At 59.9% G+C, this 12,636-nt stretch carries 10 protein-coding genes; 6 read left to right on the top strand and 4 right to left on the bottom strand.

The window, feature by feature from the left end; translation table 11 throughout:
* Positions 1–134 precede the first annotated feature (134 nt).
* From ACW55A_RS19050 to ACW55A_RS19035, 4 genes are all read left to right on the top strand, one after another.
* Positions 135–998, top strand: a complete 864-nt coding sequence (locus tag ACW55A_RS19050) for an alpha/beta fold hydrolase (RefSeq protein ID WP_003371888.1) — start codon at positions 135–137, stop codon at positions 996–998.
* Positions 999–1,162: 164 nt separating this feature from the next.
* Positions 1,163–2,287 carry an efflux RND transporter periplasmic adaptor subunit gene (locus ACW55A_RS19045; protein ID WP_498811120.1) on the top strand — a complete coding sequence of 375 codons (1,125 nt, stop codon included), beginning with the start codon at positions 1,163–1,165 and terminating at the stop codon, positions 2,285–2,287.
* Positions 2,284–3,375 (top strand): efflux RND transporter periplasmic adaptor subunit, encoded by a 1,092-nt coding sequence (locus tag ACW55A_RS19040; RefSeq protein ID WP_498811119.1) that lies wholly within the window; start codon positions 2,284–2,286, stop codon positions 3,373–3,375. The genes ACW55A_RS19045 and ACW55A_RS19040 overlap by 4 nt, the downstream gene beginning before the upstream one ends.
* Positions 3,372–6,410 (top strand): efflux RND transporter permease subunit, encoded by a 3,039-nt coding sequence (locus ACW55A_RS19035; RefSeq protein WP_455808644.1) that lies wholly within the window; start codon positions 3,372–3,374, stop codon positions 6,408–6,410. Before ACW55A_RS19040 ends, ACW55A_RS19035 begins: the two co-directional genes overlap by 4 nt.
* A gap of 4 nt (positions 6,411–6,414) precedes the next feature.
* Here the strand turns inward: ACW55A_RS19035 and ACW55A_RS19030 are convergent, their stop codons facing one another.
* From ACW55A_RS19030 to ACW55A_RS19020, 3 genes are read right to left on the bottom strand one after another with little or no spacing between them, the layout of a single operon-like run.
* Positions 6,415–7,260 (bottom strand): amidohydrolase family protein, encoded by an 846-nt coding sequence (locus tag ACW55A_RS19030; RefSeq protein ID WP_498811118.1) that lies wholly within the window; start codon positions 7,258–7,260, stop codon positions 6,415–6,417.
* 56 nt (positions 7,261–7,316) lie between these two features.
* A complete protein-coding gene (locus ACW55A_RS19025; protein WP_455808643.1) occupies positions 7,317–8,603 on the bottom strand; it encodes an MFS transporter in 1,287 nt (428 codons plus the stop codon).
* Positions 8,604–8,652: 49 nt separating this feature from the next.
* Complete coding sequence (locus ACW55A_RS19020) at positions 8,653–9,384, bottom strand: GntR family transcriptional regulator (RefSeq protein ID WP_455808641.1); 732 nt, start codon at positions 9,382–9,384, stop codon at positions 8,653–8,655.
* Positions 9,385–9,646: 262 nt separating this feature from the next.
* On the opposite strand from ACW55A_RS19020, the gene ACW55A_RS19015 reads away from it, so the two are divergent.
* Positions 9,647–10,843: an MFS transporter gene (locus ACW55A_RS19015; RefSeq protein ID WP_187810023.1), complete on the top strand. Its 1,197-nt coding sequence runs from the start codon at positions 9,647–9,649 to the stop codon at positions 10,841–10,843.
* 119 nt (positions 10,844–10,962) lie between these two features.
* Positions 10,963–11,817, top strand: coding sequence for a hypothetical protein (locus ACW55A_RS19010; protein WP_498811117.1), 855 nt, complete (start codon positions 10,963–10,965; stop codon positions 11,815–11,817).
* A 46-nt stretch (positions 11,818–11,863) separates the two neighbouring features.
* Here ACW55A_RS19010 and ACW55A_RS19005 read toward each other — a convergent pair whose 3' ends face one another.
* Positions 11,864–12,592, bottom strand: coding sequence for an alpha/beta hydrolase (locus tag ACW55A_RS19005; RefSeq protein ID WP_498811116.1), 729 nt, complete (start codon positions 12,590–12,592; stop codon positions 11,864–11,866).
* Positions 12,593–12,636 lie beyond the last annotated feature (44 nt).

Here is a 12,636-nt window from a genome sequence, read left to right as displayed (position 1 = left end):
GCGGTAACGTTTTCGCTGCACCCATAATAATAACTCACCGGATTTCGCCACTTACCAGGCGAGGCTTTGGCATGGCTGCCGAAGCAGAGAACACTGTACTAATTGCTGGATCAAATTTTAGCTGGGAGGCTGTTATGGGCGCACAATCGAAGATTCTAACCATCGGTAAGTACAAGGTGTACGCCGAGACTTACTGGAAAGGCAGCGATGCCAAGACCATTCTGCTGGTCAACGGCGCACTGTCGACTACTGGCTCTTTCGGGCAGACGGTCAAATACTTGCAACCGCACTACAATCTGGTGCTGTTCGACCTGCCATTTTCGGGGCAATCCCGAGCGCACAACCCGGACGACATGATTGTCAGCAAGGAAGATGAAGTAAACATTCTCCTGCAACTGATTGATCTCTATCAGGTAAACCACCTGCTGTCAGTCTCCTGGGGCGGTGTATCGGCCCTGCTGGCCCTCTCCGAATGCCCTCCTTCCGTGGAAAAGGCCATCATCAGTTCGTTCTCGCCGGTGCTCAACGAGGCCATGCTCGACTATATCGACAACGCCCAGATCTACCTCGCCGCACGCGAAAAGCGCAAGATCGGCTCACTGCTCAACGACACCGTGGGCAAGTACCTGCCGCGCCTGTTCAAACTTTATAACTACAAGCACCTGATCAGCCTTGCCGAGCACGAATATCGCCAGATCGACTTTCACATCAGCCAGATTCGCCAACTAAGCGCCAGTAACTACGTCGAGCGTTTTTCCTCGATCAACATTCCGGTGCTGTTCATCAACGGTGAAAAAGATGAATACACCACCGTTGACGATGCGCGGATGTTTTCCAACTACATCGCCAAAAGCAGTTTCAATGTCGTTCCGGACACCGGGCACTTTCTGGACCTGGAAAGCAAGGCGGCGTGGCACCACTCGCAAAGAACCGCACTGACATTTCTGGGCACTGAAGCCACCCAGGAGGTTTGGCCCAGCGTCACCGCGATGGCCTGAAGCTCGCTCGCCTGAGCCCGGGAAGCCCTTGCGCTTTTCCGGCCTGACGCTTTGACTCATGGATGATGTTGGCTTCTTTGATCGGGCAGTGCTATTCGTTGATGACTTTTCCCTTTGCAACGCTCCTGCGTTCGTGCTGCCGTGTTTCCGGAAATATCCGGCCGTTGCACTCTCTGTACACTCAGCCCGGCGTGGTGCTGGGGTTCATCTCGCTACTCTCGCTCAGCGCTTGCTCTGCAGGAAAACCCGCAGAAAAGGCGCTGGTGCGAGTCGTCGCGCAACCGGTTGCCCTACTGAACGTCGCCAGCAGTGTGACGCTGACGGGCGATATCCAGGCCCGCAAGGTAACTGAGCAATCGTTTCGCGTCTCCGGCAAGCTGATCAAGCGATATGCGGATGTCGGGGATCGAGTGCGGGTCGGACAGGTTCTTGCCAGGCTCGACGCGCGCGAGCAAAAGACCGAGCTGGCGTCAGCCAGTGCCGAAGTGGCCGTGCGACAGTCGCGACTGTACCTCGCCGAACAAAACTACCAGCGTCAACAAGTGCTGCTGCCCAAGGGCTATACCAACCTCAGTGAATACCAGAAGGCCCGCTCTGGCCTCGACAGTGCGCGGGCGGATCTCGCCGCACTGCAGGCGCAGCAGGCGAACGCGCGTGAACAGGTCGGGTACACCGAGCTGTTCGCCGCAGCCGATGGCGTCGTGACGGCGCGCTACGCCGAAGAAGGTCAGGTGGTTCAGGCCGCCACTGCGATTTTCAGCGTCGCTCACGATGGCGAGCGCGAAGCGGTATTTTCCGCGTACGAGTCCCTGCTGCGCGCCGATCAGATCGGTGCTGCAGTGATTGTCAGCCCCCTCGGCCAGCCAGAGATTCAGCTGACCGGCATCATCAGGGAAATCACCCCCATCGTCTCCGCCGCGAACGGCACGTTGCGGGTGCGCGTTGCACTGCAGGGAGCTGCTGCACCGCTTGCGCTGGGCTCCGTGGTCAGCGCTCGCTTGCAGACGCAGTCGCAAATAGCGTTCGCCCTGCCTTTGTCCGTCTTGAGCCGCACACAAGGACAACCGGCAGTCTGGCGGGTGGACGCTGAGGCCAGGGTCAGGCTGACGCCTGTGAAAGTGATGCGTTACGAGCAGGGTCAGGTCATCGTTTCAGAGGGGTTGTCCGAAGGCGATCGAATAGTTTCCCGAGGGCTGCAGTTTCTCTACCCGGGGCAACGGGTAGAGGTCGCAGAGCGAGCACCGGTCGAAAACCTCGTCTCGTTGGCCTCGTCGGGAGCTGCGCAATGAGCACCTCGTGCGCAGAACCACGAACGAGATCCCGCTGCTGGCTGATCTGCATTCTGATTGTGGCACTGCCGGGCTGCCGCGAAAAACCGCTTCGCGAGATTGTCGAACGCCCGGTACTGTTCACCGAAATAGTCGACCAGCGCAGCGCCTCTTATGGCCGCTTTGCTGGCGTCGTCCAGCCGCAGTATGAAGTGGCGTTGGGGTTTCGCGTCGCTGGCCGACTGGCAACCCGGTACGCGGAGATCGGCGATCAAGTGCGCAAGGGCGATCTGCTCGCCACACTGGAACCCGGCGACCAGCAACACCGTTTACGCGCCCGCCAGGCGGAACTCGGCAAGGCCCAGTCCGCCTGGCAACAGGCGCGCGACGAGTTGACGCGCTACCAGCAGCTCTATGAGCGCGGTATCGGCTCGCGGGCGCGAATGGATCAGTTGGACAACGACCTGAGCACTCAGGAAGCGTTGTGCAATCAGGCCCGCGTGGCGGTGCAGCAAGCCCGTGATCATGTGTCCTACACCCGCTTGTCAGCCGAGTTCGATGGCCTGATTACCGGATGGCAAGCGGAGGTCGGCCAGGTCATGGCGACCGGTCAGGCAGTCGTCAGCCTTGCGCGCCCCGACAGCCGTGAAGCGGTCGTCGACTTGCCACTCGGTTCGCTGGATGAACGCCACCGCATCAGAGTGGTTTCGCAACTGAACGATCAGCTTTCAGTGGCCGCGAACGTCCGCCAGCTTGCACCGCAAATCAATGCCGAGACCCGCACTCAGCGCGTCCGCCTGGCCTTGCAGAACCCTCCGGACAGCTTTCGCCTGGGCTCGACCGTCACGATAGAGATCAGTGGCGACGCGCCGGCGTTTCATGAGCTGCCCGGCAGCGCAGTGCTGCAGCGTAACGACTCCTCTCAGGTGTGGGTGATCGACCCAACGACATCGACACTGGTCCCGCGAGCGGTGCAGATATTGGCGAGATCGGGCTCGACGGTAAGGGTGAGCGGCGAGCTGCACGAGGGCGAAAAGGTAGTGACTGCCGGCGTCAACGGCATGCAGTCCGGACAAAAGATCCGCCTGCAGCGAGAGGTCAGTTTGTGAAGGAGCGCTTCAATCTGTCGGCCTGGGGGCTCAGGCATCGCACGCTGGTCTGGTACATGATGTTCGTTTCATTGCTGATGGGCAGCTGGTCATTCCTGAATCTGGGGCGCGAGGAAGACCCTTCATTCGCCATCAAGACTATGGTCATACAGGCGCGCTGGCCGGGCGCGACGCTGCCCGATACCCTGCAGCAGGTGACTGATCGGCTGGAAAAGAAGCTCGAAGAAATCGACGCGCTGGATTACGTGAAAAGCTACACGCTGGCTGGCGAATCGACGCTTTTCGTCTTCCTCAAGAGTGAAACCCGAAGCGCCGACATCCCTGCGGCGTGGTATCAGGTGCGCAAGAAGATCAGCGACGTGCGCAGTGAGCTGCCCAGCGGCATTCAGGGCCCTGCGTTCAACGACGAATTTGGCGACGTGTTCGGCAGCATCTACGCGTTCACCGCCGATGGCCTGTCTTTCCGCCAACTGCGTGATTACGTCGAGCAAGTGCGCGCCGACATCCGCAGCGTACCCAACCTGGGCAAGATCGAGTTGCTCGGCGCCCAGCGCGAAGTCATTTATCTGAATTTTTCGATCCGCAAGCTCGCGGCGCTGGGCATCGATCAACGCCAGGTGCTGCAAAGCCTGCAAGCGCAAAACTCGGTTACGCCTGCTGGCGTGATGGAGGCCGGCCCTGAACGCATTGCCGTGCGGGCCAGCGGGCAGTTCAGCAATGAACAGGACCTCGAGGCCGTCAATCTGCGCTTCGGCGACCGGTTCTTTCGCCTCAGCGATCTGGCGACTATCGAGCGCCGTTATGCCGATCCGCCCTCCTCACTGTTCCGCTTCAATGGCCAACCAGCCATTGGCCTTGCGGTGGCCATGAAGCAAGGTGGCAACATCCAGGCATTCGGCACCCAGTTGCAGCAGCGCATCGACGATCTGACCACTGAATTGCCGCTGGGCATCGACGTACACCTGGTCTCCAGCCAGGCCGATGTGGTCGAAAAAGCCATCGGCGGCTTCACCCATGCACTCTTTGAAGCGATCCTGATTGTGTTGGTCGTCAGCTTCATCAGCCTCGGTATTCGTGCCGGTCTGGTAGTGGCCTGTTCGATCCCGCTGGTGCTGGCGCTGGTCTTCGTGTTCATGGAGTACAGCGGCATCACCATGCAACGTATCTCGCTGGGCGCATTGATCATCGCTCTGGGGCTGTTGGTGGATGACGCGATGATCACCGTCGAGATGATGGTCACCCGCCTTGAAAGCGGCGATTCATTACCGCAGGCCGCTACCTTCGCTTACACCTCGACCGCGTTCCCGATGCTGACCGGCACATTGGTCACGGTCGCCGGTTTCGTGCCCATCGGCCTTAATTCCAGTTCCGCAGGCGAATACGTGTTCACCATGTTTGCCGTCATTGCCGTGGCGTTGCTGCTGTCCTGGCTGGTGGCGGTACTGTTCGCGCCCCTGATTGGCGTGCACATCCTCAAAGCCTCGGCGCAACATGCCGCGCCGGGGCGCTGGATGCGTGGTTTCAGCCGCCTGCTGGTCAAGGCACTCAAGCACCGCGGGTGGGTGATCGGCATCACGTTGCTGATGTTCATCGGGTCGCTGTTTGCAGGCAGGTTGCTGCAGAACCAGTTCTTCCCGGACTCCGACCGACCGGAAATCCTCGTGGATATCTACATGCCGCAAAACGGCTCCATCGAAGGTACCCGCCAGACCATGGACCGCTTTGAAGCAGCGCTCAAAGGGGATGCCGATGTGCTGCGCTGGAGCTCTTACGTGGGCAAGGGCGCGGTGCGTTTTTACCTGCCGCTGGATCAACAATTGAGCAATCCGTTCTACGGGCAACTGGTGATCGTCAGCCAGGGTGGCGAAGCGCGTGACCGGCTGATCGAGCGCTTGCGTCAGCGCTTTCGTGACGATTACGTCGGCGTGGGTGGCTACGTTCAGCCACTGAACATGGGGCCGCCGGTGGGCTGGCCGGTGCAATACCGGGTCAGCGGACCGGACATCGAACAGGTTCGCAGCCAGGCCATGGCGCTGGCGGCGATTCTCGATGCCAACCCGCATATCGGTCAGGTCATCTATGACTGGAACGAGCCGGGCAAGGTGCTGAAGATCGACATCGCGCAGGACAAGGTACGCCAGTTCGGCCTGTCTTCTGAAGACGTGGCGCAAATCCTCAACAGTCTGGTCAGTGGCACCACCATCACTCAGGTGCGTGACAGCACCTATCTGATCGACTTGGTCGGACGTGCAGACAGCGACGAACGCAGCTCGGTGCAGACCCTCGCCAACCTGCAGATCCCGACCCCTGGCGGTGCTAGCGTGCCGCTGCTGGCGTTCGCCACGCTCAGTTACGAGCAGGAACAGCCGCTGGTCTGGCGCCGTGACAGGCTGCCGACCATCACCCTGAAGGCCAACGTGCTCGGCAAGCTGCAGCCGGCAGCGCTGGTCAGGCAATTGAAGCCCGACGTCGATGCCTTCAGCGCCGGCCTGCCGTTGCGTTACTCGGTCGCCACCGGCGGCGCAGTCGAGGCCAGCGCGCGCTCACAGGGTCCGATCCTGAAGGTCGTACCGTTGATGCTGCTGTTGGTGGTCAGCTTTTTGATGATCCAGTTGCACAGCGTGAAAAAACTGCTGCTGGTGGTCAGCGTAGTGCCGCTGGGCCTGATCGGCGTGGTCGCAGCCTTGTTGATGTCCGGCTATCCGCTGGGGTTCGTGGCGATTCTGGGCGTGCTGGCGCTGATCGGCATCATCATCCGCAACTCGGTGATTCTGGTCACGCAGATCGATGAATTCATCGCCGCAGGGGAAAGCGCCTGGACATCGGTGGTCAAGGCCACCGAACATCGCTGCCGACCGATTATGCTGACCGCAGCGGCCGCGAGCCTGGGCATGATCCCGATTGCCCGCGAAGTGTTCTGGGGGCCGATGGCCATCGCCATGATCGGCGGCATCGCCATCGCCACCCTGCTGACCCTGTTTTTCCTCCCGGCGCTGTATATGGTCAGCTATCGGATCAGGCCACCTGTCGTTTAGCAGGTCAGATTTCCACCGGCAGGAAATCGAACAACGCCTGCGGGGCCTCGACCAACATAATGCGCTTGAGCGGGTCAGGGCATTCGAGCGCGCGGAACTGCTCGACCACACCGGTGTAGCTGACCGCTTGCTCATGTTGGGTGTGCGGCCAGTCGCTGCCCCATACCAGCCGGCGCGGCCCAAAGCTTTGCAGCAGCAAAGGCCATGCAGCGCGAGCAAACGTCGCGTTCTGCTCGACACTGCCGCCCAGACGATAGATTGCCGAAATCTTCATCCACAGCTGCCCGCTCAGGCCCAATTCCAGCAAGGCCTGGAACGCCGGATCGTCAACGCCAAGACGCGCATCGGGCCGCCCGAAATGATCAATCACCAGCTTGCAGCCAAACGGCAGCAACTGCCGGATCAGCGCCGGCAGGTCAGCGACCTCGCGGTGCAGTTCGACATGCCAGCCGAGCGTCCAGATGTGCTTGAACAGCGTCTTCCATTCAGGCGCGGCGAAGTCTGGCAGCGGCTTGCCGATCAGGTTCAGGCGGATGCCGACAATGCCCAGCCCGGCCATACGCTGTAACGCACCGCGACTGATGTCCGTGTCGACCACCGCCACGCCGCGCAACCGGTCAGGAGCCTGCGCCAGGGCGTCGAGCAGAAACCGGTTGTCAGTGCCCAGAAAACTGGGCTGGACCAATACGCCGTCGCTCAGGCCGTGTTCGCTCAGGTTGGCCAGATAGGCATGCACCGTTGCGTCATAGTCCGGGCTGTAACGTCGTCCTGGCGCCAGGCTCAAATCCTTGCTGAAGACGTGCGCGTGGGCATCGATGCCCAGTATGGGCGTGGTACAGGAATCAGTCATGGGATCGTCTACAAAAAAGTCAATGCGGCGCCGCAACACCGCGAATGAAAGGATTTTCAAGCCTGCTGCGCTGCGTCCTTGTCCAGTGGCTCGGCAATCGGCGGCACGGCCTCAAGGTTGCGCCCACGGGTTTCCGGCAGACAGAAAGCGGCGATCATTGCCACGCCGTAAGCAATGCCCGCGTCGATTCCGATGGCACTGCCGAGCGACATCGACTGGCTCATATGCCCCACCAGAAACGGAAACACCGCCGACAGCACGCGCCCGAAGTTGTAGCAGAAGCCCACCCCGGCACCCCGCACCTCTGCCGGGTACAGCTCGTTGAAAAACGAACCGAGGCTGGCCGGAATACCTGCGGCGAAGAAACCCAGCGGAAAGCCGAGAAACAGCATCTGCGTGTTGCTCAACGGCAGCATCAGGTAGCACTGCACGGTGACTACGCAGCACAAGGCGAACAGTATGATGTTCTTGCGTCGACCAATCCGGTCGATCAACAGACCGCTGCACACGCAACCGCACCAGAACGCAACGATAATGACCGCCAGATAGCCGCCGGAACTGAGCACAGAGAGGTTGCGCTCGGTTTTGAGAAAGGTCGGCAACCAGGTCATGACCGCGTGATAACCGCCATGCGCACCAAGCCCCAACAAACCGCCGAGCAAGGTAACGCGCAGCAGATCGGGGCGAAAAATCCCGGCCATCGACTTGAAGAAATTGCCCTTCGGCGCTGCGCTTTTCTGCATGCGCTGAAAGCTGTCCGGTTCTTCGACGTTGCGTCGCACCCAGATGATCATCAGGGCCGGCAGCAGGCCGACAAAGAACATCACCCGCCAGGCAATATCCTCCGGTACAAACGAATAAATCAGGGTGAATAGCACCACCGCCAGGCCCCAGCCTACGGCCCACGCACTTTGCACGGTGGCCATGACCTTGCCGCGGTAGCGGGACTGGATGGTCTCGGCCATCAGCACCGCGCCTGCCGCCCACTCACCACCGATGCCAAAGCCCTGCAGTGCCTTGACGATCAGCAACTGGTTGAAACCGGTCACGAACGCAGACAAAAAGGTAAAGAAGGAAAACCACAGGATCATCCACTGCAGCGTGCGCACCCGGCCATAGCGGTCGGACAGCGTCCCGCCCACCCAACCTCCCAACGCTGACGTCACCAGTGTTACTGCGCTGATCAGCCCTGCATCGCCCTTGGTCAGGGCAAACGCAGCAATCAGGGCCGGAATGGCCAGACCGAACATCTGCACTTCCAGCGCGTCCAGCGACCAGCCGCCAAAACAGGCCCAGAAAGTCTTGCGTTCTTTGGGGGTGACTTCGCGATACCAGTTGAACATGGCTTTTATCCTTAAAGACGTTGAACGGCTCGGGCAGACTGCAGCGCTGTCAGCGAATTTCCACGCTGTAGCGGAAATGGCTGGCGTGCCCTCGCGAGCGGCGCCACTCCAGAGGCTCACCGGCGTAGTTGCGCGCCAGGCGTTCGATGACCACCACCGCACTGCCGACCGGAATCTGCAGCAACCGGCCGTATACGTCGTTGACCGTCTCGGCCGTCAGGCTTTCTTGCGCACAGGCGACCACCTGACCGCAGACGTCTTCGTAGATCGGATAAAGCAATGGCCCCTGCGTATCGAGGTCAAGCTCCAGCAATGCCTGAAACCGCGCACGTGGCAGCCAGATCTCCTCGGCCAGCACCGGCTGGCCATCCAGCAACCGCAAGCGGACCATACGAATCACCGGCGCACCTGCGCCCATCCCCAGCGCCTGAGCGACCGACGAAGGCGCGTCCACAGGCTCGACGGACAAAATCCGGCTTTCCGGCACCCGGCGTTCACCCGCTTCGGTTTGAAAACGGAAAAAACGAAACAGCGAAGACTGAAACTGCGCACGACGAATGAACGTGCCACGCCCCTGCTGGCGCTCCAGAATGTTGTCGCTGACCAGCAGATCAATGGCCTTGCGTACCGTACCGGTGGACAGGCCATACTCTGCAGACAACGCCGCTTCGGTAGGAATCGCCTCACCCGGACGCCAGCGATTATTGGCAATCTGCCCCGCCAGGCTGTCGCGCAGGCGTTGGTAAAGTGGTAGACGTTCGTCGCTGGAAAGCTTGTTCATTATTTTATTCATCCAGTCATATATATGAATTTTTGAAAAGAGTATTCATCCGTGGCAAGCGAAGGTCAATAGTCCGCGAGCGTGCGTGACTATACCGACACATCGCAGTGCTTCGCCGATCATCATTCCCGGAAATATGCTGTATCAACTCGCCGCACCTACTTAATCGCCGACAAAACCGTTAGCCTGCGCTGCATCGATCAAAAACCGTCTGACAGACACGTTTCCAGTGTCTGACAGTCCCTGCTCAAGCGAGATTTTCATGCCCCACTCGTCCCAATCCGCGCATAACGCTGTGACCATGACACCGGCCATGGTCATGCTGTTTGCCTTCTGCTGCGGCGCAATTGTTGCCAACATCTACTACGCCCAGCCGATCATCGAGCTGATTGCCCCGGACATCGGGCTGTCGAGCACGGCGGCCAGTCTGATCGTTTCGTTGACGCAGATCGGTTACGCACTGGGGCTGTTTTTTCTGGTGCCGCTGGGTGATTTGCTGGAGAACCGCAGGCTGATGCTGGTAACGACTGTCGTCGCGATTCTCAGCCTGCTGGGTGCCGCTTTCGCCGAGCAGCCGAATGTGTTTTTGCTGGTTTCGCTGCTGGTGGGCTTCAGTTCGGTGTCGGTGCAGATGCTCATTCCGCTGGCGGCGCATCTGGCTCCGGAGGAGTCGCGTGGGCGGGTCGTTGGCGGGATCATGGGCGGACTGCTGTTGGGGATTCTGTTGGCGCGGCCGATTGCCAGTTTGGTGGCTGACCATTTCGGCTGGCGGGCGGTGTTCGGCTCGGCGGCCGTGGTGATGATCGGCATCAGCGTGGTACTGGCGACCACCATGCCAAAACGTGTCCCGGATCATCGTGCGTCCTACGGACAATTGCTGTTCTCGCTATGGACTCTTCTTCGTACCCAGCCGGTGCTGCGCCAGCGTGCCTTTTATCAGGCCTGCATGTTCGCGACTTTCAGCCTGTTCTGGACCGCCGTGCCGCTGGAGCTGTCGCGCAATCACGGGCTGTCACAAAGCCAGATCGCGATTTTTGCCCTGATCGGCGCGATCGGTGCCATTGCGGCACCGATCAGCGGCCGTCTGGCAGACGCCGGCTACACCCGCATCGCCTCACTGGGCGCGCTGCTGTTCGGCGCGCTGAGCTTTCTTCCAGGCCTGGTTCATCCCGCGTACAGCGTGATTGGCCTGGCCATAACGGGCGTAGTGCTGGATTTCTGCGTACAGACCAGCATGGTCCTGGGTCAGCGCACGGTCTACGCGCTGGATGCCGCCAGCCGCAGCCGGCTCAACGCGCTGTACATGACCAGCATTTTCATCGGCGGCGCGATTGGCTCAGCGGTGGCCAGTCCGTTGTTTGATCATGGCGGCTGGAGCTGGGTGCTGATCGCAGGCACGGCGCTGCCGCTGATTGCATTGCTCGCGCTGCTCAGGGATCGATCCAGGCAGAATGTGTAAACCCTGCACTTTGTAACTGAATTGCAGGATAATGCCGCGGCGATGGCATAGCCCATCGCCCTTCTGGATCTCTCTCGCACCTAAAGGCTCGCGTATCCGGCACCTCTGGATCTGCGCGATTGAACACGGATTGTACACACGCCTCATCCCAAGGCTCCCACCCGTCGATACCGCTGCTCAAGCGTATCGGCATGCATTCGCGCAACCCGAACAAGGCAAAAACAGCAATGGACGCAGCACCACGAACAAGCAAGATTTCCGCGATTCTGGTCAAAATATCGGCAGGCATAGTCTGGATGATCGGGGTCATCTGGAGCATCTTCACCTACCTGTTTCCGGACCCGACCATTCTTGGCCTCAGTGTCGACTTCATCAACTGGAAGACACTGATCATCATCGTCAGCACAGTCATGCTGTTCAGCGGGCTGGGTATCGCCATCCTCGCCAGAAAGCTCCCCTCGTTACTGAAGCTTGGCGTGTGGATGGCGCTGTCACTGTTTCTCTGCGCGGTGTTCTTCAAGCTGGGCGGCGAATACGCAAAACCTTCGGTGGAGTTCGCCCGCAGTCAGAAACTGTTTACCGAGAATGACAACGCCAACATGTTCGGCAAGCGGTCCGAGACCGTCGACAATCTGAGTATTGAGCTGCTCGACTGTGATCAGAATGGTCAGTCGCCTACCTGCACGCTTGAGCTGATCAATAAAAGCGCCGATCGCGACTTTCGCTTTCTGAACCCTGTCAGCCTGTTTGAAGAAACCGGTGGCGCGCTGGGCCTGACACAAATGCATGTTGGCGATGCGAAGTATGATCGCTGGGACAGCTTCCAGCTGATCCGTAACGTGCCAACCAGAGTCACGTTGATATTTGAGGCGACCAAGGGTCGACTGAAGAAATCACCGGCCTTGAAACTGACCTTTCGCGACCGCGAGAGCAAGGAAAACGTGCTCAAGTTCAAAGAGGTCAAGGTCAACTAGGTAACCGAGGATCTCGCGTCGCACCCCCCTCGGACGACGCACGTATTCACTGGCGGTTTGACTGTTTCAACCAAGCCGCCAGATCCATCACTTCAGCCTCGTTGATGCTGTGCCCCATGCCGTCATAGGCATGGAACTGCGGCGTCAGGCCGAGCGATTTCAACGTCGCTTCGGCTTGCGGTGCGCTGGCATAGGCCACCTGGCGATCCTGCGTGCCGTGGCCGATGAATACGCTCAGAGCCTTGAGGTCGTCGGAGGCTTTGACCTCGGACTTCACGACCGGCAGCAGCCGCCCGCTCAATGCTGCAAAACCGCCGACCAGTTTTGGCTGTCGCAGCGCGACTTCGTAACTCATCATGGCGCCCTGGCTGAAACCGATCAGGAAGACCTTGCCTGGCTGGGTATGAAACTTCTCAGTGGCTTTGCCGATGAACGCAGCCAACCGGGTACCGCTGCTTTTCAGGTCTTCAGTCACACCGTCGTAATCCGCGACGCCGGGCTTCTGGGTGAACCATTTGTAGCTGTCAGCGCGCAACTCCATCGGCGCCTGTACCGACACGTAGTTGTAGTCGGCCGGAAGCTCTTCCTTGAGCCCGAACAGGTCGGCCGCATTGCTGCCGTAACCGTGGATGAAAATCACCAGCGGCTGGTCGGGCTTGTCGACATTGGTCTGCGCCAGGTAATCCAGTGGCAGATCGGTGTGCAAGGTGTCCTGCGCCTGTGCCATTGCGGTAAAGGCGAACAGCAAGGCAGCGAAGAATTTCAGCATGTTCATGACCTCTGTTTGACGCTGCCAACGGGCAGCGTCGTGAGTGGGCG

It is taken from the genome of Plantibacter cousiniae (nom. nud.) (genome assembly GCF_977070315.1).
Note: the sequence above shows the minus strand (reverse complement) of the source record. Positions and strands in the feature narration are given on the sequence as shown.

Excerpts from the sequence above, each read along its gene's own strand:
- ACW55A_RS19050 (WP_003371888.1), top strand. The coding sequence starts at position 135 with ATGGGCGCACAATCGAAGATTCTAACCATCGGTAAGTACAAGGTGTAC.
- ACW55A_RS19040 (WP_498811119.1), top strand. The coding sequence starts at position 2,284 with ATGAGCACCTCGTGCGCAGAACCACGAACGAGATCCCGCTGCTGGCTG.
- ACW55A_RS19030 (WP_498811118.1), bottom strand. The coding sequence starts at position 7,260 with ATGACTGATTCCTGTACCACGCCCATACTGGGCATCGATGCCCACGCG.
- ACW55A_RS19025 (WP_455808643.1), bottom strand. The coding sequence starts at position 8,603 with ATGTTCAACTGGTATCGCGAAGTCACCCCCAAAGAACGCAAGACTTTC.
- ACW55A_RS19020 (WP_455808641.1), bottom strand. The coding sequence starts at position 9,384 with ATGAACAAGCTTTCCAGCGACGAACGTCTACCACTTTACCAACGCCTG.
- ACW55A_RS19015 (WP_187810023.1), top strand. The coding sequence starts at position 9,647 with ATGCCCCACTCGTCCCAATCCGCGCATAACGCTGTGACCATGACACCG.
- ACW55A_RS19005 (WP_498811116.1), bottom strand. The coding sequence starts at position 12,592 with ATGAACATGCTGAAATTCTTCGCTGCCTTGCTGTTCGCCTTTACCGCA.